This window comes from Pseudomonas sp. GW821-FHT02H06 (genome assembly GCF_059421525.1).
The window spans coordinates 1-21,569 of record NZ_JBWKVD010000012.1; the positions used below are offsets into that span (position 1 = coordinate 1).

Annotated in this window: 16 protein-coding genes and 1 pseudogene; 6 read left to right on the top strand and 11 right to left on the bottom strand. The window is 62.6% G+C overall.

Annotated features, from left to right (window positions below; all coding sequences use genetic code 11):
- On the top strand, positions 1 to 537 hold a 537-nt coding region (locus tag AC07VF_RS18735), incomplete at its 5' end, for a transposase (RefSeq protein WP_495007962.1).
- 113 nt (positions 538 to 650) lie between these two features.
- Here the strand turns inward: AC07VF_RS18735 and AC07VF_RS18740 are convergent.
- From AC07VF_RS18740 to AC07VF_RS18750, 3 genes are all read right to left on the bottom strand, one after another.
- Positions 651 to 1,100, bottom strand: a complete 450-nt coding sequence (locus AC07VF_RS18740) for a thiol-disulfide oxidoreductase DCC family protein (protein ID WP_495007963.1) — start codon at positions 1,098 to 1,100, stop codon at positions 651 to 653.
- Complete coding sequence (locus tag AC07VF_RS18745; protein ID WP_282372009.1) at positions 1,097 to 2,092, bottom strand: aldo/keto reductase; 996 nt, start codon at positions 2,090 to 2,092, stop codon at positions 1,097 to 1,099. Before AC07VF_RS18745 ends, AC07VF_RS18740 begins: the two co-directional genes overlap by 4 nt.
- Positions 2,093 to 2,158: 66 nt before the next feature.
- Positions 2,159 to 3,790 carry a methyl-accepting chemotaxis protein gene (locus AC07VF_RS18750; protein ID WP_282372008.1) on the bottom strand — a complete coding sequence of 544 codons (1,632 nt, stop codon included), beginning with the start codon at positions 3,788 to 3,790 and terminating at the stop codon, positions 2,159 to 2,161.
- Positions 3,791 to 4,200: 410 nt separating this feature from the next.
- Here AC07VF_RS18750 and AC07VF_RS18755 point away from each other — a divergent pair, with 410 nt between their 5' ends.
- From AC07VF_RS18755 to AC07VF_RS18775, 5 genes and pseudogenes are all read left to right on the top strand, one after another.
- Positions 4,201 to 5,112, top strand: a complete 912-nt coding sequence (locus tag AC07VF_RS18755) for a LysR family transcriptional regulator (protein ID WP_495007964.1) — start codon at positions 4,201 to 4,203, stop codon at positions 5,110 to 5,112.
- Between the two features lie 106 nt (positions 5,113 to 5,218).
- Positions 5,219 to 6,411, top strand: a pseudogene (locus AC07VF_RS18760) (CaiB/BaiF CoA transferase family protein).
- Positions 6,408 to 7,346 carry a hydroxymethylglutaryl-CoA lyase gene (locus AC07VF_RS18765; RefSeq protein ID WP_495007965.1) on the top strand — a complete coding sequence of 313 codons (939 nt, stop codon included), beginning with the start codon at positions 6,408 to 6,410 and terminating at the stop codon, positions 7,344 to 7,346. The pseudogene AC07VF_RS18760 and the gene AC07VF_RS18765 overlap by 4 nt, the downstream one beginning before the upstream one ends.
- Positions 7,347 to 7,455: 109 nt before the next feature.
- Positions 7,456 to 8,793 (top strand): MFS transporter, encoded by a 1,338-nt coding sequence (locus AC07VF_RS18770; RefSeq protein WP_495007966.1) that lies wholly within the window; start codon positions 7,456 to 7,458, stop codon positions 8,791 to 8,793.
- Positions 8,794 to 8,846: 53 nt separating this feature from the next.
- Entirely contained in the window at positions 8,847 to 9,227 is a 381-nt protein-coding gene (locus AC07VF_RS18775) for a VOC family protein (protein WP_495007967.1), read from the top strand.
- 94 nt (positions 9,228 to 9,321) lie between these two features.
- On the opposite strand, the gene tssA is transcribed toward AC07VF_RS18775, so the two are convergent.
- From tssA to tssJ, 8 genes are all read right to left on the bottom strand, one after another.
- Entirely contained in the window at positions 9,322 to 10,422 is a 1,101-nt protein-coding gene (gene tssA, locus AC07VF_RS18780; RefSeq protein WP_346625822.1) for a type VI secretion system protein TssA, read from the bottom strand.
- 101 nt (positions 10,423 to 10,523) lie between these two features.
- Positions 10,524 to 11,042, bottom strand: a complete 519-nt coding sequence (locus tag AC07VF_RS18785) for an Hcp family type VI secretion system effector (RefSeq protein WP_065988935.1) — start codon at positions 11,040 to 11,042, stop codon at positions 10,524 to 10,526.
- Between the two features lie 160 nt (positions 11,043 to 11,202).
- A complete protein-coding gene (tssM, locus tag AC07VF_RS18790) occupies positions 11,203 to 13,698 on the bottom strand; it encodes a type VI secretion system membrane subunit TssM (protein WP_495007968.1) in 2,496 nt (831 codons plus the stop codon).
- The gene (gene tagF / locus AC07VF_RS18795; RefSeq protein WP_192173525.1) at positions 13,695 to 14,621 is read right to left on the bottom strand and encodes a type VI secretion system-associated protein TagF; all 927 of its coding nucleotides are present in this window, start codon (positions 14,619 to 14,621) and stop codon (positions 13,695 to 13,697) included. The genes tssM and tagF overlap by 4 nt, the downstream gene beginning before the upstream one ends.
- 55 nt (positions 14,622 to 14,676) lie before the next feature.
- Complete coding sequence (locus AC07VF_RS18800) at positions 14,677 to 18,615, bottom strand: type VI secretion protein IcmF/TssM N-terminal domain-containing protein (protein ID WP_495007969.1); 3,939 nt, start codon at positions 18,613 to 18,615, stop codon at positions 14,677 to 14,679.
- A gap of 30 nt (positions 18,616 to 18,645) precedes the next feature.
- Entirely contained in the window at positions 18,646 to 19,443 is a 798-nt protein-coding gene (gene icmH / locus AC07VF_RS18805) for a type IVB secretion system protein IcmH/DotU (protein WP_495007970.1), read from the bottom strand.
- Entirely contained in the window at positions 19,440 to 20,783 is a 1,344-nt protein-coding gene (gene tssK / locus AC07VF_RS18810) for a type VI secretion system baseplate subunit TssK (RefSeq protein WP_192173528.1), read from the bottom strand. The genes icmH and tssK overlap by 4 nt, the downstream gene beginning before the upstream one ends.
- A complete protein-coding gene (gene tssJ / locus AC07VF_RS18815; RefSeq protein ID WP_495007971.1) occupies positions 20,776 to 21,561 on the bottom strand; it encodes a type VI secretion system lipoprotein TssJ in 786 nt (261 codons plus the stop codon). Before tssJ ends, tssK begins: the two co-directional genes overlap by 8 nt.
- Positions 21,562 to 21,569: the final 8 nt, after the last annotated feature.

A 21,569-nucleotide genomic window follows, 5' to 3' on the forward strand; every position in this document is an offset into this window, starting at 1 on the left:
GTTCAGGCCAAAACCAGCCTGACTCAGAGCTGGGCAAATGACGCCAGTTTGAAAGCTGTGTTCGCCACTTTTCTCAAGTCCGTTGAACGCCTGGACCTGCTGGTTCAGAAGAAACTCAAAGATGTATTGCGCGAAGCCGGCTTGCTGGAAGAAGTCGCTCGCTGCCAAGCGATCGAGGGTATCGGTTTTCTCACTGCAACCGCTTTGGTCATGGCGTACAACCGAGGCGACTTTAAAAGCGGCGATTCTTTTATCGCTTTTTTGGGCATGGATCTGAGGGTAAGTGACTCGGGCCAAAAAAATGGCCGTAGATCCTTAACTAAGCGAGGGTGCTCGGAAGTTCGTCGATTACTGCACAACGCGGCCATGTCGGCCTGCCGATCAAGTGCCTGGAAAGGGTTTTACAACGAACACCTGAGCAGCGGAAAAGCGACTACCCAGGTGCTTGTCATGCTCGGCCGTAAACTCGCTCGGATCGCGTTCTCCCTGATGAAAAACCAAAGCGAATATCAACCGAAAGGGGGGATTTTGGCTTGATGACAACCATAGAATCTCCCACAAGATCGCGGAACGGCTTGAGATTTCGAGTCATGCGCAGGACGTGTGGGAGTGAGCTTGCTCACGAAGACGGCATTTCAGCCGCTGAAGATTTAGCGGTTGTTGAGGGCGTTCTTGCTCAGGAAGCGGCCCGGATGGTCCGCAGCAGGCAAGCGACACGCGTCATAACGGCCAAACAGCTGGTAGCGGTTCAGCGCGATCTTGTCGTACAGCCAGTCGCGCAACACCCTCGGGAAAATCCGCGCCATGAGCAGCCAGTGCCACCGCGCGGGCAGGTGGGCCAGGATCTTGAACATCGCGTCCGAGCGCACATAAAAGCGGTCGTTTTCCACCAGCACGATGGTGTTGAACTGGTCCTGGGGCAACCCGGCCCATTTCAGCAGGGCCTGACCTTCGGACGACTGCACGGCCGCCAACGTCAGGCGGTGCTCGCGGTCCTGGCTGATGATGAAGGTCGCCCAGCCATTGCACAGTTTGCAGGTGCCGTCGAACAACACGACGGCCCGGCCGGTGGCAAGCCCGGAGTTACCGTTGGGCTTCACGCGAAGCCCGTGACAGCATGGGGAACGTAAGGCGCTTCAAGGCGTTTCACTTCATCATCGCTGAGCACCAGTTCCAGCGCCGCGATCGCATCGTCCAGATGGTGCGGCTTGGAGGCACCGACAATCGGCGCCGACACGCCCCGCTGGGCCAGCACCCAGGCCAACGCTACCTGCGCCATGGGCACGCCGCGCTCGCCGGCAATCTGCTCGACCACATCAATGACGCGGCCATCTTCGACTTCCGTCGCCTCGTAAAACGACTGGCCGGAGATGTCGGTTTTCGTGCGTTCAGTCTGCTGACCGTGGGGCCGGGTGAGCCTGCCACGGGCCATTGGGCTCCAGGGCATCAGGCCGACGCCCTGATCCAGGCACAGCGGAATCATTTCGCGCTGTTCTTCGCGGTACAGCAGATTGAGGTAGTTCTGCATGGACACGAAGCGGCTCCAGCCATGGGCTGTCGCGACCTGCTGAGCCTTGGCGAACTGCCAGGCGAACATCGACGACGCGCCGATGTAGCGCGCCTTGCCGGCCCGCACCACGTCGTTCAGCGCTTCCATGGTTTCTTCGATGGGGGTGTGATAATCCCAGCGATGAATCTGGTACAGGTCGACGTAATCGGTGCCGAGCCGGGTCAGGCTGGCGTCGATGTTGGCCATGATGGCTTTTCTCGACAGGCCTTGTTCGTTGGGCCGCTTCGAGCCTTCCCACATGTTGGCCGGAAAAAACACCTTGGTCGCGATGACGGTTTCTTCGCGACGGGTGAACTCCTTGAGCAGCTTGCCGACGATGACTTCCGAGGTGCCCGCCGAATAGCTGTTGGCCGTGTCGAAGAAGTTGATGCCTTGCTCGACAGCATGCTTGATGATCGGCCGGCTGGCGTTTTCATCCAGCGTCCACGGGTGCGTGCCGGCATCCGGGTCGCCAAACGTCATGCACCCCAGGCACAGCCTCGACACGTCCAGACCCGTGGAACCCAGCTTTACAAACTTCATGCTTTACCTCCGAAATCATCTGATGCCGCAAACAGGCGGCTCAGTGTTGCGATTCCGCGGGTGCCATTAAGTTCTGAATTGCATCACCAGACCGTTCAGGCCCACCGCCAGTTGCGACAGTTCATTGCTCGCCGCCGAAGTCTGATGGGCGCCGGCAGAGGTCTGCAGCGACAGATCGCGGATGCTGGTCAGGTTGCGATCGACTTCCCGCGCGACCTGGGCCTGTTGTTCAGTGGCGGTGGCGATGCTGACGTTGCGCTCGTTGATCAACACGATGGCGGTTTTGATTTCGGCGAGGGCACGACCGGCGGCACCGGCCACGTCCAGGCTGACCCGGGCGCGCTCGCTGCTCTGGCCCATGGCCGTGACCGCCTTGTGGGTGCCGCCCTGAATCGAGTCGATCATCTTTTCGATCTCGGCGGTGGACTGCTGGGTGCGGTGGGCCAGGGCCCGCACTTCATCGGCCACCACCGCGAAACCACGTCCGGCTTCGCCTGCGCGGGCCGCTTCGATGGCCGCGTTGAGGGCGAGGAGGTTGGTCTGATCGGCGATGCCGCGGATCACGTCCAGCACGCCGCTGATGTTCTGCACCTGGCCGGCCAGGCCATTGATCTCATCCGCTGTGCTGCCGACCGAGTCATGCAGCTCGTTGATCGCCGAAATGGTTTCGTTGACCCGCAGGCGGCCCTGTTCCGCCGAGTCGCTGGAATCCCGTGCCGCCGTCGAAGCCAGGGAGGCGTTGTGGGCGACTTCTTCCACCGCTGCGCTCATCTGATTGATGGCGGTGGCGGCCTGATTGATTTCGTCATTCTGACGCTGAACCCCGCGCAGGGATTCTTCGGTCACGGCGGTCATCTCTTCGGAAGTCGAGGCCAGCTGATTGGACGAGTGGCCGAGCTCCGAGAGGGTGTGGCGCAGGTTCTGTTGCATCACCGACAGCGCCTGCAGCAGGCGGCCCGGCTCATCGGAACCGTCCACTTGAATCGGCTTGCTCAGGTCGTTGGCAGCGATGTTCTCCGCGACGGCCAGGGCCTTGGCGATGGGTGCGACCAGGCTGCGGGTAAACAGCGCAGCCAGGGCAAGGGTGGCGGCGAGGGCGATCACGATGGCGCCAATGATGACATCGCGGGACTGAGCGTAACTTTCATCTGCCGCGACATCCGAGTCCTGCATTTTCTGGTTGCCCAGGTCGGCGATGGTCGCGATGTCCTTGGCGAGGGCGTCGGCCGCGCGGGTCTGTTCCCCGGACGGTTCGGTCAGCGAAACGATAATGTCATCCCGTTTCTGCGCCACGGCGTCGAGAAAGCGCGTGTGCACGGCGAGGTAGGCCTGCATGTCGCGCTCCATCTCGCGGTAGGCGTTCAGGCCACGCTCGGTGATCAGCAATGACCTCAGGCCCTGCACGTCTTTCTCCAGTTCGGCACGGCCCTGACTGACGCGCTTCATGGCGGCGTCGGTGCTGGCGGGGCTTTGTGCGGCGCGCAGGCTGGTGTTGCCGAGGCGGATGGTCAGCAGGTCATTTTTGATGTCGGCGATGGCGAGGAGGGTGGGCAGCACGTTGTCCTGCAGGGCGTCGCGGGCGTCTTTCAGCCTGGACGATTGCATCAGTGAGAACAGTCCGACGGCGGCGATCAATACGGCGAAAAAGCCGAAGCAGATCAGCGAGCGGGGAGCAATGTTGAGGCGTCTGAGGTTCATCTGGGGGCTGTCCGTAGAAAGAGGAATCCCCCTGTTATCGACCTGAATCGGTTCAGCTTGATGGCGGATTATCCTCTTTTTGGCAGAAATGCAGTGTCTGGGCCATCCTTTTGGATGGATGCGGTTGCCGTCGCAGGCTCGGACGGCAACCCCGTTATGTCAGCCTCGTGTCGGGAAGGCGTCATTTGTCTCGACGTAAATGGATGGCGCACACGCTGGCATATTCCCGGCTAAAGCCGGTCCCACTAGCACAGCGCGTATCGATGGTGGGACCGGCTTCAGCCGGGAAGGTGTCGGATGGCACGCCGCGAAATTGATGGTGCTCGCGCTGGCCGATTCCCGGCTGAAGCCGGTCTCACCAAGCAGCAGCGCGTGTATGCTTTCGGCCGCGCCCCGATCGAGTACGTCCCATGCTCCATAAAAACCTCATCCGCCGACTCGACCTGATTACCCTCAAGCTCTTCGTGGCGGTGTACGAAGAAGGCACCCTGACCCGGGCGGCGGCGCGGGAGGCGATTGCGGTGTCGGCTGCGAGCAAGCGGCTGATGGAGCTGGAAGAAGTGCTCGGCATTGGCCTGTTCCTGCGCAATGCCAAGGGCATGCTGTTGACCGCAGCAGGCGAGACGATGTTGCACCATGCCCGGCGGATGCTCTCCGATCTGGAAAAAATGGGCCTTGAACTCGACGAGCACCTGCAGGGCATGCGCGGCTATGTGCGGATGCTGGCCAACCTCTCGGCTATCATTCAGTTCTTGCCGGAAGACCTGCACGCCTTCGTGGCCACTCATGAGTTGGTCAAAGTCGATCTCGAAGAGCGGCCCAGCAACGGCGTCGTGCAGGGCTTGGTCGATGGTGTCGCGGACATCGGCATCTGCTCTGAAGACACCGACACTCAGGGCCTTCACAGCGCACCGTATCGCCGCGACGAACTGGTCGTCGTGATGCGTGACGATCACCCGCTGGCCGGGGAGCAACAGGTGGCGTTTGAGGACACCCTCGGCAGTGACTACATCGGCCTGCACGCCGCCAGCTCCATCAACATGCGTACCCAGAACGCCGCTCGCGCCCACGGCAGGCCGCTGCGGGTGCGCATCCACGTGCCGGGTTTCGACGCCATGTGCCGGATGGTCCAGGCCGACATGGGCATCGGCGTACTGCCGCGCAAGGCGTTCGACCTGCTCGGTCCGTCGCTGGGCCTCAGGGCCGTAGGCTTGAGCGATGGGTGGGCCCGGCGCACGCTGATTCTGGTGGTGCGCGACACCGCGGCACTGTCGCCGGTCAGCCAGTTGCTGTTCGAGCATCTGCAGCGCCACGGAGGCTGAGCGTTCGCGTTTTGCGAACGGTCGTTGCCAACTGACGGTTGGATTCGCCGAACCCCGTTCCTCTAGTCTTGGCGACAAATTCCAAGAAAGACTCGAGGTCACCGCTATGACAGGCCCCCTTCAAGGCGTGCGCGTCATTGAAATCGGCACACTGATCGCTGCACCCTTTGCCGCCCGCCTGCTGGGCGAGTTCGGTGCCGAAGTGATCAAAATCGAATCCATGGGGCAGGGCGATCCGCTTCGTAAATGGCGAAAGCTGCACGAAGGCACTTCGCTGTGGTGGTACCTGCAGTCGCGCAACAAAAAGTCCCTTTCCCTGAACCTCAAATCCCCCGAAGGCATCGACATCGTCAAGCGGCTGGCTGAAAGCGCGGACGTGCTGATCGAGAACCTGCGGCCCGGAGCCCTGGAAAGCTGGGTCTTGGCTGGGAGGTGCTCCACGCGCTGAACCCCAAACTCACCCTCGTGCGCATTTCCGGCTACGGTCAGTCCGGTCCTTACCGCGACCGTCCCGGGTTTGGCGCCATTGGCGAAGCCATGGGTGGCATCCGCTACACCACCGGAACCCCTGGCTCGCCCCCGGCGCGGGTCGGGGTCAGCCTGGGGGATTCGCTGGCGTCAATGCACGCGGTGATGGGCGCGCTGATGTCGCTGTTGCGGGTCAAGACCGGCCAGGGCGATGGTCAGGTGGTCGATGTGTCCCTGGCTGAAAGCGTGTTCAACGTCATGGAAAGTCTGGTGCCGGAATACGACATGCTTGGCCACGTCCGTGAGCGCAGTGGCGGCGCACTGCCGGGCATTGCGCCGTCCAACACTTACCCGACCGCCGATGGTGCCTACGTGGTCATCGCCGGCAACAGCGACCCGATCTTCAAGCGCCTGATGCAGACCATTGGCCGCGCCGATCTGGCCGAGGATCCCGAGTTCGCCCACAACGACGGCCGCGCCGCCCAGAGCGACATGCTCGACGGGGCGATCAGCGCGTGGTCGTCGGCCTTGCCCATCGACATCGTGCTCAAGGCGCTTGAGGCGGCCGAGGTGCCGGCGGGGCGGATCTACAACGTCGCGGACATCGTCGCCGATCCCCACTACCAGGCGCGCGGGATGATTCTCGACGCCGATCTGCCGGGCGGGGCCACGGTGAAGATGCCGGGCATCGTGCCGAAACTTTCCGAGACCCCAGGCGCCGTGAACTGGCAAGGCCCTGCGCTGGGGCAGCACACTGACAGTGTGCTCGGCGAGCTGGGCATGAGCGCCGATGACATTGCGCAGCTCAAGCACAGTGGGGTGGTGCAATGATCACTGACTTTTCCCAGCGCCTGATCGTGCAGGAAGTGTCGCCGCGCGACGGCTTGCAGATCGAGCCGACCTGGGTGGACACCGCTGACAAGATCGCCTTGATCGACCAACTTTCTCTCGCCGGTTTCAGCCGCATCGAAGCCGGTTCTTTTGTTTCCCCCAAAGCCATTCCGGCCTTGCGTGACGGGGATGAGGTGTTTCGCGGCATCCGGCGCCAGCCCGGTGTGATCTACGTCGCCCTGATTCCCAACCTGCGCGGTGCCCAGCGGGCCATCGAGGCGGGTGCCGATGAGCTGAATCTGGTGATGTCCGCCAGCCAGACCCACAACCGCGCGAACATGCGCATGGGCTGCGAGCAGTCGCTGGCGGCCTTTGCCGAGGTGGTCGCACTGGCCTCGGGCACTGGGCTTAGCCTGAACGGCTCCATCGCCACCACGTTCGGTTGCCCGTTCGAGGGCCGCATCGATGAAGACCGTGTGCTGCGGATCGTCGATGACTATCTGGCGTTGGGCATGCACGGCATTTCCCTGGCCGACACCACTGGCATGGCCAACCCCCGCCAGGTGTTTTCGCTGGTCCAGCGCGTGCTGACCCGTGTCCCGGCATCGGCGCTGACGCTGCATTTTCACAACACCCGCGGCCTGGGGCTGAGCAATGTCCTCGCCGCTTACGAAGCGGGGGCGCGGCGCTTTGATGCCTCGCTGGGCGGTCTCGGTGGCTGCCCGTTTGCGCCGGGTGCATCGGGGAATATCTGCACCGAGGACCTGGTGAATATGTGCGATGAGATGGGCATCGAGACAGGCGTTGACCTGGCGCATCTGCTCGTCCTGTCGCGCGGTTTACCGGAGCTGCTGGGCCATGAAATGCCGGGGCAGGTGGCCAAGGCAGGGCGCAACCGTGATCTTCACCCGGCGCCGGAAAATCTGCCCGGCTGACGCGGCGCCCGTCCCGATTTTCCCCCACAAACGCGCGCACTCCGCTGCGTACGCGTCCAGACAACAAAAACAATAGGGCTCTCTCAGGGAGTCCATCTGGAGTATTGCAATGACCGTCTCTGTTCTGACCCCGAACAGCAGCCCCGCCGAGGTTGTAAGCGCCGAAAAGGCACTGATCCGCAAGGTCGCCTGGCGGTTAATGCCGTTGATCATGGTCTGCTACCTGTTCGCGTTTTTTGATCGCATCAACATCAGCTTTGCCAAGTTTCAGCTGCAAACCGATCTGAGCCTGAGCGACACCGCGTACGGGCTGGGGGCGAGCCTGTTCGTCATCGGCTACGTGCTGTTCGAAGTGCCGAGCAACATCATGCTGTACAAGGTGGGGGCGCGGCGCTGGATTGCCCGCATCATGATGTCGTGGGGCGTTGCCACGGCGCTGATGGTCTTCGTCACCGCCGAATGGCAGTTCTATGTGCTGCGTTTCATCATCGGCGCCATGGAAGCGGGTTTCGCACCGGGCGTGCTGTTTTACCTGACGCTCTGGTTCCCGCAGACCTACCGGGGTCGCATCACGTCGATTCTGTTCCTGGCGTCGGCCTTCGCCGGGCTGCTGGGCGCACCGGTCTCGGGGCTGGTGCTCGGTCATATGGACGGCGTGATGCAATTGCGTGGCTGGCACTGGCTGTTCCTGCTTGGCGGCCTGCCTTGCATTGCCCTCGGTTTCGCTGTGCTGAAGCTGCTCAAGGACCGTGTCGCGGATGCCCACTGGCTGACCGACGACGAGAAGACCTACCTATCCAGCCGCATCGCCCGGCATGAGCCGAACAAGCAGGGCGGCTCGCTGCTGACCGCGCTGAAGATGCCGGGCTTCCTGATGCTCGGGCTGATTTATTTCCTGATTCAGGTGGCGTCCTACGGCCTTAACTTCTGGGCGCCGCAGCTGATTCGCAGCGCCGGCGTCGAAAGCCCTGTGATCATCGGGCTGCTCACGGCCATTCCGTATATCTTCGGCGCCATCAGCATGATCGTTGTTGGACGCCTCTCGGACGCCAGCGGCGAACGCCGCAAATTCGTCTGCGGGCTGATGGTGCTTGGGGCCATCGGCTTTTTCAGCGCCGGATTTTTTGCCCAGCACACCAGCCTGCTGATCGTCTCCCTGGCCATGCTCGGTGGCGGGATTGTCGCCGCCATTCCGGCATTCTGGACCCTCCCGCCCAAGCTGTTGGCGGGCGCAGGTGCCGGCGCTGCGGGCGGTATCGCGCTGATCAACACCCTGGGGCAGTTTGGCGGCATCGTCAGCCCGGTGATGGTCGGCGGGATCAAAGACCTCACCGGCACCACCACGCCTGCGCTTTACGTCATCGGCGTCAGCAGCCTGGTCGCGGCGGGCCTGTTAATGTGGGCATTGCCGCAGAAGCTGAGAACGCTGGACAAGAACGAACACTGAGGTCCGTCAGGACTGCCTGACGGTCGACCTCTTTAGCCCACGGAGCGCGCACAATGATTGATCACCTCGACCATCTGGTCCTGACCACTGTGGACGCTGAGGCCTGCAAAGATTTCTACGTTCGCGTCATGGGCATGCAGCTGGAAACCTTCGGCAGCGGCCGCCTGGCGTTTCGCTTTGGCAACCAGAAGATCAACGTTCACGAGCGCGGTCACGAGTTCGAACCCAAGGCCCACCTCCCGGTGCCCGGCGCGCTGGACCTGTGCTTCATCGTCAGCCAGCGCCTCGACGCGGTGATCGCGCATTTGCAGGCCGAGGCGTGGCCCATCGTGGAAGGGCCGGTCCAGCGCACCGGTGCCACAGGCGCGATTCGGTCGGTTTATGTGCGTGATCCGGACCTGAATCTGATCGAAATTTCCGAACTGATGGGCTGACAGCGCTGGTCGATCCCACAGATCTTCATCCACCTGTAACGGCGGCGGCGGCGTCATTTTTGATGGGCGTTCGGTTGCCCGTCAGTGTTTCGTATCAGCCCTTCGGCTCTTTCGTCCCCAGCACATCACGAATGCTGTCGACCACGTTGCTGTCCTTGATGACGTCGTTGAGCCAGCCTTCCAGCGGCATGTTGCCCCATTTGATTGCGCGTTCGATCAGGTACGGCACCGGGCTTTGTGGCTCGGTCTGTTTGAAGAACTGCGCGACGCCGGCGAGCATGGTGAAGGCTTCGTCGCGGGACAGCGGCGTGGTGCGCAGTGGCGCCGACGCGGTGTCTTTCACGGTGATGGTCATGGCAGGCCCCGCAGCAGGTTGATCGGCCGGTTCGGCGACAGGTTCGGCGGTCGGCTGGGCAGGCGCGGGATTGATTTCCACGCCACGGTCCTTGAGCAGTTTTTCAGCCAGTTGCGCGGCGCGTGAGAGGATCTCGCTCAAACCGGCAAAGCTTGGCGCCTCAACACCGAACAGGCGATCGGCCGTGGCTTGCAACTGCCGGCACGCCTGCAGGCTGTCGGTGATTTCCGAGGCCTTGCGCAGGAAGTGCTCGGTGTCGGTCAGCACCACCGAACGCTGGAAGATTTCCGCGTTGATCTTGCCTTCGTCGAGCGCGACGCGCATCGCCTGAGGGTTCTGCAGGGCCAGGTTTTCGATGTGCCGGGACTCGTCATAACGCAGCAGGCCGAACTGATCGCCCTGGGTGATCGGCAGCCCGCCGACCACATCGGCCAGGGTGGTTTTCAGCCAGGCCAGGCGTGCCGCGCGCTCTTCCAGGCCTTCGTCCAGCGCCGGGTACAGGTCATCCCAGAAGCGCTCAAGAATCCGCTCGGCCAGGGTCAGGCCGAAGGTGATGCCGAGAAAGTGGTATTTGTGCGCCAGGGCTTCACTGAGCCAGGCGACCAGCATCAGATCCTTGCTCTGCTGAGCAAGGCCTTGTGCAGCCAGGGTGATCGTCAAGTCCCAATCCGAGGATTTCAGATCGGTCTGCCAGTCACCCTGGGTCAAGTAATCAGGGTCCGCTCGACGAGCTTCCTTGACGTTGTCGAACAGCGTGGAAAAGCTCAGGTCTTCGCCGCTTCCTCCATCGATCGGCGCTGTCAGTTCGGTCAGTGAAAGGTCGTTGAGAAATTCAGACATGGTCAACTCGGGATAAGAAAAAAGAACACCGCGCCGATCCAGCCGACGCGGTGTTGAATACGGTCCGCTGCGCCAGGCAACGGACCGCTGTGACTACTCGATCAAGCGAAAACCTTGTTCGCAGTACGGTCCCAACCGCCAGTGACGTTACCGCCACCCTGGCCATCGGCACGGCTCTGCTGGGTGTACGTGGTTTTGATGCGAGCGAAGTTGAAGCTGATTTCTTCGATCGGCAGGTCGCTGACGGCTTTGTCTTCGCCATCCTGACTGCCACCGGCGACGGCTTTGACCGACGACACCACAACCTCTTCCAGGTTGATGGTCAGGTAGGTCAGCTTGTCGCCGCCCGCACGGTTGACGTTCAGCTGGATCTTGGCGATGTGAGTGCCTTTGCAGCACGCTTCGAACAACTTAGCAGACGCTTTGTCGACTGCTTTGCGGATGCTGAAATCGCTCAGTGCGACACGCTCGGAGGACGCACCGCCCGAAGAGCTGGCAGTCGCCGACGTCGCTTGGGTGGCGCCGTACTCGTAGCCGAGTACTTCAATCCAGTCCTTGTGCTTGTCATCCAGAACTTCGCCTGGAATGCCGTCGATCTGAATATATGCGTCAAATGCCATTTCTTGATTCTCCTTACTTACAGGTTGGGGCTAGCCGTCCAGCGGCCAGGTCACGCCCCTTGATTTGACCCCTCTGAAGCGTCAGAGGAATCGGTTGCCGCTGCCCGGGCCTTCATGCAACAGGGCCCTGGCGTCGGGTTCTTCAGATGCCTGCGCCCAATCAGTTGAGCGCACGCACCTCGATTTCTACGCGCCGGTTCGGCTCAAGGCACTGGATCAACTGCGCGCGCGGCTGCTGCATGTCGCACTTGACCAGCGGCTTCTCGCTGCCTTCGCCCACGGCCTCCACCAGCTCGGCGGGCACGCCCTTGCCGACCAGATAGGTCTTGATGGTTTGCGCCCGCTGCCTGGACACCTGCAGGTTGCCCTGACGGTCGCCGAGCTGGTCGGCGTGACCGGCGATGATGATTTTGCCGATGTTCGGCGTGCTCAGCAGCTTGCCGGCGATGGCGCTCAACTGGCTCTGGCCCTCGGTTTTCAGGCTCTGGAAATCGGCACGGCCGAAGGCGAACAGGGTGTCCGATTCCAGGGTGATGGTCTCGATGGAGCGCAGTGACTGCGAGAGCAGGCTGTTGATGTAATTGCGCGAACTGGAGGTCAGGAACGCGTTGTCGAGAATCCTCGGCACGTCCGGCTCGTGGATCTGGTCGCTGTAGAAATTAACCTGGCGACTGGCAAGCTCGTAGTCCGTGCCCGAGTTCGTCGCAGCGCCCGTCGCGCCGATGGTTTTGCCGGTCTGCTTGGCGATGGCCGGGTACCAATAGTCAGGAATCTTCGCCTTGAGGAACGCCGGATCGGCTTTTTCCCGTTGGGAGCGCGAGAGCTGAACGTAGGTCTCCAGGGTGGCCTTGCCAAAGTCGGCGATCGACTGCGCGCGGTTGTCGTTGGGCAGGGCGCGGGGCTCGACGCTGTCGACGCCGGTGACCGGCATCAGGTCCTTGGCGTTGCGCTGGTAGACCTTGATCGTGGTCAGCAGGTACAGCGAGCGGGTGAGGTTGTCGGCAGTCGGCTTGAGCATGACCGTTTCCAGCCGGTTGAAGTAACGCGCACGCACCAGCGGCTCGACGTTGTAGCCCTGATAAAGGCCCAGACGCAGGCGCAGCGGCACACCCTGATCATGGTGGCGCACGTAGTAATCGGCGGTCCGGACACGCAAGCGGTCAAGGGTTTGCCAATCGGTGTACTGCCCCGGCGTCGCGTTGTCCTGGGCTGCCGCAGCGGTCAGCTCGGAAGACAGCGTCTGGATCTCGGTCTTGTTGTTCCAGAACGACCAGCCCCACGCGCCGCACAGCAGCAGGGCAATCAGGCTGGCGCCGCCGACCCATGCGGCCTTGCGACGGCGTTCGCGATCGTTGCTGGTGTACAGCGCCACCAGATGCTGGTCGGGGATGATGACCTTGCGGAACAGGCTGTTGATGAACAGCGGCTGAGGCTGGGCCTGGCCGTGAGCGGTTGCCTGTTCGGCTTCCAGAGAGAATCGCTCGCTGACCTGACGGGTGTGGCCCCCCAGTTCCGGCGCGTCGGCATCCAGTGCGCTGGTGAAATAGAAGCCGCGCAGCAGCTCGGCGTTCTGATAGGGATTGGCGCGCAGCAGGGCGTCGACGAACAGTTGCAGGCGGGGCTTGAGCGCCGCGAGTTCCAGCGGGAAACGGTAGACCGCCGAGTCGCGACGGGTGATCTGGATGTCCTGCAACACCAGTTGCTGGCTGGCCACTTCCTTCCAGTAGTTGACCAGCTCGTCCATGGCCACGCCGAAACGCTGGGCCCAGTCGGCTTTTTCATAGTCCCTGTGGGGGAAGGTCTTGCCCATCACTTCGCCACGGCCCACCTCGTCGAGCTGGCGATAAAACGGCGCGAAACCGGGGACCAGGTCGCACTTGGTGAAGACCAGATAAATCGGCAGGCGCACTTCCAGCAGCGAGTAGGTTTCCTGAATGCGCTCACGCAGGCGCTTGGCCAGACGTTCCTGGTCTTCCAGCGAGGCCTGCAGGATGTCGTGGATGCTCACCGTCACGATCAGCCCGTTGAGCGGGCGACGCTGGCGGTGCTGGCGCAGCAGTTGAAGGAAACCGCGCCATTTGCCCGCTTCTTCCTGATCGGTCATGTAGCGCCCGGCGGTGTCCAGCAGCACCGCTTCGGAGCTGAAGAACCAGTCGCAATTGCGGGTGCCGCCCAAGCCAGCGACGCGCACGCCTTCACGCTCGGCGTAGGGAAAATTCAGCCCGGATTGATAGAGCATGGTGCTCTTGCCGGCGGCTGGTTGACCGACCACCAGATACCACGGCAGGGCGTACAGCGCGTCTTTGGCACGGGTGCCGCGCGGGGTGTTGCTGCGCAGGCGATCGATGCTTTGCAGCAGGCGTTCGCGCAGCAGGCTGACCTCTTCGCGGTCCGCGGGGCTGGCGTTCAACACCGCCTGATCGGCGTCGTCGCGCAGCAGCCCTTCGAGGTTGTGCTGCCGCGAAGTGCTCCGGTAGAGATACAGCACGTAGCCAATCGAAAGCAGCAAAAACACGCCGATGCCGGTCAGCAGGCTGCCCAGGGAACTGAAGTCCAGCGCGCGGCCCAGCCCCCAGACGATGAAGATCGTCAGAAAGAAGCACACCCCCAAAATGTAGGGTTGGTAACGCAGCAGGTAATACTTGAGCTTGTTCATACAGACTTCACATCCAGCGCGTCGACAAAACGGTCGATGACGTCATAAAGGGGGCGTTCGGTGTCGGGAAACTGAGGCGGGCGGTGGTGTTCGTCGAATGCCGCGAAATCCGCCAGCACGTCGTAATGCTCCGGCCGTTCGGCCGGGTCGGTCAGGGCCGTGTACAGGCCGGTGTTGCTGCGCGACGGGAAGCACAGCAACTTGGGCCGCATGAAGTCATCGGCCAGCACGCTGACCTGGGGCGACACACGGCCGGTTTTCATCCGCGTCAGCCAGTCGACCCACAGATCCGCCGTCGGGTTCTTCAAGCCGCGTTCTGCCGGCAGCGGCAGGCTGATGCCCGGCGCCTGTGCCTGATTCAGCGGGCGGCGCAGCGCATGCAAGCGGGTCAGCACGGCATTGGTGACGAACTCCGGCCAAGAGTGACCCAGCGCCGTGGCGATGTCCCGCAGGTTGAAGTTGCGCAGGAATTTCTCGTGCACCTGGCGGAACAGGGCGAAATCCTGCCCCTGCAACGGGCGCAGGGCCTTGATCCGCTCGAACAGCACTGCCGATCGCTCGCCCTGGGCACCGAGGTGAAGCAGCGGCTTGATCTGCGCGCAGAACAATTCGCTCAGGGTGAACGGGTTGACCAGCGGCCCGCCATCCCCCGCCTTCACGGACTGGAAGATGAACAGCGGGTAACGGCGCTGGCTGGAATCCATCGAACTGACCAGCCCGCCCAACAACCAGTTGCCCGAGCGCGCGCGGTACGAGAAGAAGCACAGCGGCAGGCGATCGAATTGCGCCCGCCAGTCGTCACCCGCATGAATCGCCGCCAGGGACGCCTGCAGCCAGCCGTCGAACTCGCAGACGTCATCCGCCGCGCCGTGCAGGCTGACGAAGTCCGCGCTCGATGGCAGCTTGCCGAAGCAGCCGATCATCGACGGCGCTCCCGGCCGCTCACGCCGCAGCGTGCAAAGAACAGCGCGCCGCTCATCACTTCGCCGATCCTTGCGCCACGTCCTTGGACGGCGTGTTCAGCGCGCTCAAGGATTTGACGTTAGCGAGGTCCGTCAGCTTGACCCCGCCGTAGTTGCGCACCGCGAGGCTGACCTGACCGTTGGCGGTGTTCCAGCTGAAGCGCTGCTGGATGCCGTCGAGGTCATCGACCCGGGCGCTGTCGTTCATGCGCAACAGGCCCCAGCGACCGGGGTAGTCGAACACGGTGATGCGCTCGCCCGCCAGCGTCACGACGTCCAGTCGTGCGCCCGGCGCGGTGGTGGTACCCGGCCAGGAGAAGCGGCTCCAACTGGTCTTGCCGTTGCGGTAATGCTGAACCTGACCGTCGAGGGTGAAGATGATGTCGGTGAAGAACGCCGACGGTTCCAGCATGATCTCGAAGCCGTTTTCCTTGTCCGACAGGCTGGCGATGACCTGGCCGAGGGAACTGGCTTTGTCGATGCTGGTGACCATGTTCGGGTTGACCAGCGGCGCAGTCTTGGCGCCGCTGCTCATGCCCAGGCCTTCACCGCCGGACAGGTTGCCGATCTCGTTGCGCTTGAAGTTCGGCAGCAGGCCGGACTCGGGATCGACAAAACGCTGCAGGTCTTTGACCGACGCTTCGTTGCGACTGCCGGCGGCGATCGGGTAACGGTGCGCCATGACTTGCTCCCACGGCTTGGCAATCTGCTGCGCCCAGGCCTTGGCGATCTGCTGGCCGGCCGGATCGCGCAGGGTTTCCCAGGCGAACTGGATCGGCAGGCTGAACAGGCCCTGCAACGATTCGGACAAGCCGCCCTGGCTGGTATCGACCGTGGTCTCGACGTAGTTGCGCACGTTGGTGACTTCGCTCGGCTGACCTTCCAGGGTTTCGCTGATCAGCTGCTTGCTGCTCTTGCCGACATCCTGGGAGCGCTGGATATTGTTCATCCGCACCTTCAGTTTGCGCAGCGCCGCCAAGTAGCGATCCATGATCGTGCTGTCGGCACCCTCGGCGTTCTGCGTCGCGAAGACCCGCGACACCGGTTCGAAGCGCTGGGCCAGGCTGCCGTCATCCACCGCTGGCAGTGGGGAAAGCATGGCAGCAGTCGGCACTTGCGGGCCGCTGACCAGTCCGGTGACCTTGCTCCAGAAATCATCAGCCTTCGGCGTGCCGGGCTGTTGATTGACCTGGGGCGCAGGCACGTCCCACTGGGTATTGTCGTTGACCCCGGACAACAGGATTTTCACCGGCGAGTTCTGCACGTCACTCAGCAGCGACAACTGTTGCGTGGCGTTGGCCATGTCGGTGAAGTGGCGCACGCCGACGCTGCTCAGCAAGGTGTACCAGGACTGGGCGTAGTCACGCTTGTAGCGCGCCATGAACTCGCGCATGAAGTTGGCTTTCTGGATGATGCTGTCGCCGCCGTCGCCGTCGAGCACCCAATCGGACTCGTTGCGCAGGTTGCTCGACATCAGCTTGATCAGCTCGGGTTTGACGAAACCGTCCCAACCCTGGCGGGTGAAAATCGCCGGCACCGCTTCGCTGCCGTAGAGCAACTGACGGCCGGGCAACGGCACCAGCTCGTTGAGGCCCACGGCCGGGAATTGCCGACTGGCTTCCAGTTGCAGGCGCAGGTATTCACGGTCCACCAGCGAGCTGGAAATCATGAACGACTTGAGGCTCTTGCGGGTTTCTTCGACCAGCTGATCGTTGCGGGGCAGGGCAGGGGCCTGACCGGTTTTGAGCAACTGCACGTACATCGGCACGTTATCGGCGATCACCTCGTCGCTGACCGGGCTGTCCGCCGACGCCGTGTTGCTCCAGGCGACGGGCAAGGCAGCGCTGACGAATTCCGGGTCCGAATGGGCGTTGGGTTGCGTCAGCATCAGGTACAGCTTGAGCGAATTGTAGGACTCGATGATCGACGCGACTTGCTGCTCATCCAGACGGCCGAGCATTTCTTCGGACAACGACAGGCCGCCGGTGGTGGCCGACAGTTCAGCGGCGTCACTGGCCGTGGCGGGGTTGCGCAGGTCGGCCAGGGCCGCTTCGCGGGTTTTGGTCACGTTGCTGCGCACGGCGCCTTTGAGGCGGCTACCGACATCGCCGACGCTGCGCGGAATGCTGCTCAGGCTTGGCTTGCCGGTGTTGGCGGCAAAACTGCGCACGCCGCGATCGACCAGCTTCTGGCCCTTGTCGTTTTTACCGCCAGCCTTGCCGCTTGATTTACCAGCAGTGGCAGCGAGTTCGTTCTGCGGGTCCACGGATTTGGTGAACTCGTTGAACGCGCGCATCTGCATTTGCAGCTTCAGGGCGACTGGCTCAAGGGCCTGGCTGCGCAGTTGCTGCAGATAGGCCGTTTGCGCGGCAGCAAAGATTTCGTCACCGCGATACAGGCCGGCACTCAGTTGCAGCGGCACGCCCTTGGCGCGGTGCTTCTCGATTTGCGCCAGTTCATGGCGCAGCAGTTCCAGGCCTTCGCCTGCCGCCATGCGCTGGGCGCGGTCGGGCGCATCCTGCAGCTCGGTCAGCTTGTCTTGCAGGGCGGCGATCCACTCGCGGTTGTGCTGAAACGACAGCGCCTGCCAGCCAATGAAACCGAGACCTGCGAGCAGCGCGGCGGCAATGACCACCGGGGTCATCGACCTGTCGCGGCCGTCGCGGGACTGATACGAGATCAAGTCGCGATCGGGAAAAATCACCCGGCGGAACGTGTCAGTGATGAAGTAGCTGCGGTCGCCAGTCTTCCGGCCATTGGCCTGCGCGGCATTCGCGCTGTCGCTGGCCGGCTGCAGGGCAAAGTCTTCGGCCAGATCGTCGTCGAACACCTGGCTCAGTTGCTCGGCGGTCTGCAGCGCGCTGGTGAAATACAGGCCGCGCAGCAACAGCGGGCTGCCGTGGCTGGCGGGCTGGGTGAAGTGCTCGAGGAAGGGCACCAGCGCGCCTGACAGATCGGCAAAGTAGTTCGGGAAGTTGAGCAGCGCGCTGTTGGCGTCGGAACCGAGCCTGATCATCTGCGCGTCGACGTGACGCTGAACGCCGTTGTGCAGGTTCTTCAGTTTGCTGTCGAGGACTGTCTTCAAACCCTGTGTGCGGATTTCCGACAGCGCGAAGGTCATGCCCAACGGCTGCTGGCGCTCGTTCAGGTCCAGACCGTCGAAGGCCTGATTGAAGCCCGGCAACTGGTCGGTCTTGCTCAGCATCAGGTAGATCGGCGGATGGGCGTCGAGGCTGCGGCTGTACTCCTCGATGCGTGCGACCAGCTGGATCGCCATTTCCGCACGTTCATGGGCGGTGGCTGCCAGCAGCTCCGGCAGGCTGACCACCAGCACCAGACCATTGATCGCGGTTTTCTTGCGCTGCTTTTTCAGCAGTTGCAGGAAAGCGGTGAATTCGCTGGCGGCCGAGTCCTCGGCCAGGTAACGGCCGGCGGTGTCGATCAATACCGCCTCAGGGCTGAAATACCAGTCGCAGTGGCGGGTGCCGCTTTCGCCGCTGCTCTGGCCACTGGCGGTGGTGGCCGAGAGCCCCGAGCGGGTGAGCAGCGAAGTCTTGCCGGCCGCCGACTGCCCGATGACCAGGTACCACGGCAACTCGTACAGAGCCGATGAACCGCCCCCACCTGCCGAGCGATCGGCGCGGAGCATGGTGATCGCGTGCTTGAGGCGGTCGCGCAGCACTTGCTGGTCGCGGAAGTCGCCGTCGGCCGGCAGTGAGCGGTCAACTTCGTGATGCACCAGTTTTTCGAGATTGCGCTCTTTCTGAATGCGTCGTATCTGACGGATAAAGCCGACGAAGATGTAAAACCCGCTCACGATGAGCAGGGTTTGCAGCAGGTATTCCCGCGACCATTGGCTGCGTGCCGCCATGACCACGCAGGCGACGAGGCTTATCAGCCACAGCGTGATGACGAGGAACCAGAAACTTTTTAGAGCGCGAAGTAGTGTTTTCATGTCTTCCTGACTCGCTTACCCGAGCAGTGCTCAGGCACTGAACAATTGGCTGATGTGTTCGGACAATAAGGCAACGTCCTTGCCCAGCAGCCAGTCCAGCGTCAGGTAAACCGCCAGACAGACCAGCGCGATCAGCGCCAGGTAAACCCACACCGGCACCTCGTGACGCAGCATCTGCGAAACCTGATCGGGCAGCGCCCAGTCCGGCGACAGCGCTTTGGGGGTCTTGCGATAGCGGGCGATGTCCTGACCGAGTGTGTTGGCCAGATAGCGCAATTGATCCTTGCCTTCACCGACGCTGAATTTGCCCTCGAAGCCCAGGGCCAGGCACAGGTGATACACCTCGAGCACGTCGAGGTTGCGTTTGACGTCGGCGCGCAGGGTTTCGATCTTGTCGAAGAAACCTTCGCCCGCCAGGTGCACGCCGAAGTGACGGAACTGCAGCGGCGACACTTCGATGTGCCGGCGCAGCTCGTTGACTTTCTCCGCCGGCGCCGCCAGTGCGGCGTTGGCTGAAGCGGGCGAATCCTCGGCTTTTGCCACGACCGGGGCGACAGGCATTTTGGCCCGCAGCACGCTTTCGTCGAGAAACGCGCACAAAGCGTATTGCGTGTCCTTGACCTGCTCGACGCTGTAATTTGAGGCGCGGGCTTCTCGCTCCAGGTTGGCGAAGAAGGTGTCGACGCTTTCCTCGAACGCGCTGACCGAGGTCACTTGACGGCCACGACGCAGGATCAGCGCCATGCTGATGAAATCCTGCACCAGGTCTTTGAGGGTCGGTTTTGGCTGGTCGGCGGCCATGGCGCCTTGCATTACGGCTTCGCTCATTTGAGTACTGCCATCAGTTCAAGCTTGAGGTTGGTGAAAGCGCTGGGTGCGTAGAACGAGATCGCCTGGGCGCTCATCATGCGTTCGTAGACCCGGCCATGGGGTTCGATGGAGAAGTAGTGATTGTCCAGACGCACCGGAATGGCGTTGGGCAATCGTGTCGAATGGTTGAGCGTAGCGCCGGGCATCGCGCTGTTGACCACCACTTCGATGTCTTCCGGGGAGCCGACCTTGACCGCGCGCGGCACCAGTTCCAGCAGGCTGGAGCCCGGCATGTCGGCGTGCACGGAAATATAGAAATCGGCATCGACCAGTCGCGGATCGTGCAGCTGGCCCTGCCAGTACGACGGCTTGGTCTGGGTCAGGTTGATGACGATGCACTGGTTCGGGATGACGTTGTCCAGCAGCGTGCGGATCATCTGGTCCAGCGTGACCAGCGACGCCGCCGGGTCGTGGTGGTTGTACTCGGGGATGTCGTTGAGCTCGACCTCCAGCGAGAAGGTCAGCAAACCACCGGCCAGCTCTGCGAGGAACAGGTACAGACGCTCCGGGTGTAAACGCGGGTGGGCGAGCAAGTGCGCCAGATTCGGGTACGCGCGGTTGACCGTGTTGAGCAGCCAGAACAGCGTGACGTCGCTGGAGCCGAATTCGGCGATCTGGTCGGCACGCTCGCGGCGGCGGCCCGACAGCGCCTTGCTCTTCGAATGCAGGGCGCCGAGCAGACGCTTGCCCAGACCGATCAGGGTTTCGTGGGTGCCCAGGTGCAAGGTCGGGTGCACGAAGTGGGTGTCGAGGCTGAAGCCGCCAATGTTGTTGCGCGACAGCCGCGCGATCGGGCAGTAGCTGTAGCCGTCCAGCGAGTCGCCGTCGATCAGCATGACCACGTTCAGGCGCAGGCTGGTGATCTCGTTTTCCAGATCGCCCTCGTTGAGGTCGGGCAGGGTGTCGAACTGCTTGCGGAAACGCCGCGCGCTTTTCTGTTCCTGGCCGTCCTCGACGTAATTGAGGCCGAACGGCTCCGGCAGTTTCAGGGCGGCGTAGACCTTGAAGTCATTGCCCTTGAGCAACTCGCGCAAATCCCGCGCCTCCGGCAGCGGATCGTGTGACGGCGCGTCGAACAGGCTGCCGTCGGGAAATACCAGTTTCAGCCGCTTGAATTGCAGGGATCCGCCAGCCAGCGCTTCTTCGTCGATCTGCATGGCCTGCACGCCCCAATGGAAGGGCGTGCTGCGCAGCGTCGATTCGGCCAGCTGGTGCTGATGGAATTCATCCTGATACTGGAAGTGCTGCGGCAGAAGAAACATGCCTTCGGACCACATCACGCGGCTCTGCTTACTCATGAACGCCTTCCACTAATGAATCGAACTTTGACTGCACGCCTTTCTGTGCGCTCTGTTGCGCAGAGTCCACGGCGGTGTCCTTGGCCTTTTGCACCATCGCGTCCTGCACCTGTTGGCTCAGGGGCGGATTGCCTGCATTGGCGGCGGGCTCGGCCGTGGGCATGACGTTGCTTTTGGCGAACTGCGCCTCGGTCTGCGGCTTGTTCAGCACGTCGTTGCCACGCACCGCCAGCACGTGGTTGTTGTCGAGCAGCACACGCAGGCCGTCGGAGGAAAACCAGATGCCGTCCTTGCGCAGGGAGTTGGCATCGAAGGCGACTTTCCAGTGGCTTTTCTCGTCGGAGCGGAAGAACGCAGCGATGCCGACATAACCGGTGGCCTTGTTCAGCGGCCACTGGTCGATCTGGCCCATGCCCGGCAGCAACGTGATTTCCTGGCTGTCGATGAGCGTGTTGCCGAGGGCCTGCTGCGGGTTGTCCCACAGCGAATCGGCGTCGATGGACGCAAACCGCTCCAGCGCGGTGAGCTGATAGACCCGCAGCACAACCGACAGCGGCCGGCCGCTCTCATCGGGGTTCAGCTGGTTGCCGCCGTCGGCCGTCAGGATGACTTTTTCCTTGTCGCCGAACAGCATGTCGCCGGCCCACGTGTCATCGACGCGCTTGCTGGCCCGGTCGGTGATGCCGCAGGCGGTGAGCGCCATCACGACCGTCAAAAGGGTCACACGGGTGGCCCAGCCGGCCCCGGCGCAAAGACGTTCCCTGTTTCGCATGTTCATGACTGCTA

Coding starts and splice junctions, on each gene's coding strand:
- AC07VF_RS18745 (WP_282372009.1), bottom strand. CDS start 2,092: ATGAAGTTTGTAAAGCTGGGTTCCACGGGTCTGGACGTGTCGAGGCTG.
- AC07VF_RS18750 (WP_282372008.1), bottom strand. CDS start 3,790: ATGAACCTCAGACGCCTCAACATTGCTCCCCGCTCGCTGATCTGCTTC.
- AC07VF_RS18755 (WP_495007964.1), top strand. CDS start 4,201: ATGCTCCATAAAAACCTCATCCGCCGACTCGACCTGATTACCCTCAAG.
- AC07VF_RS18765 (WP_495007965.1), top strand. CDS start 6,408: ATGATCACTGACTTTTCCCAGCGCCTGATCGTGCAGGAAGTGTCGCCG.
- AC07VF_RS18770 (WP_495007966.1), top strand. CDS start 7,456: ATGACCGTCTCTGTTCTGACCCCGAACAGCAGCCCCGCCGAGGTTGTA.
- AC07VF_RS18775 (WP_495007967.1), top strand. CDS start 8,847: ATGATTGATCACCTCGACCATCTGGTCCTGACCACTGTGGACGCTGAG.
- tssA (WP_346625822.1), bottom strand. CDS start 10,422: ATGTCTGAATTTCTCAACGACCTTTCACTGACCGAACTGACAGCGCCG.
- AC07VF_RS18785 (WP_065988935.1), bottom strand. CDS start 11,042: ATGGCATTTGACGCATATATTCAGATCGACGGCATTCCAGGCGAAGTT.
- tssM (WP_495007968.1), bottom strand. CDS start 13,698: ATGAACAAGCTCAAGTATTACCTGCTGCGTTACCAACCCTACATTTTG.
- tagF (WP_192173525.1), bottom strand. CDS start 14,621: ATGATCGGCTGCTTCGGCAAGCTGCCATCGAGCGCGGACTTCGTCAGC.
- AC07VF_RS18800 (WP_495007969.1), bottom strand. CDS start 18,615: ATGAAAACACTACTTCGCGCTCTAAAAAGTTTCTGGTTCCTCGTCATC.
- icmH (WP_495007970.1), bottom strand. CDS start 19,443: ATGAGCGAAGCCGTAATGCAAGGCGCCATGGCCGCCGACCAGCCAAAA.
- tssK (WP_192173528.1), bottom strand. CDS start 20,783: ATGAGTAAGCAGAGCCGCGTGATGTGGTCCGAAGGCATGTTTCTTCTG.
- tssJ (WP_495007971.1), bottom strand. CDS start 21,561: ATGAACATGCGAAACAGGGAACGTCTTTGCGCCGGGGCCGGCTGGGCC.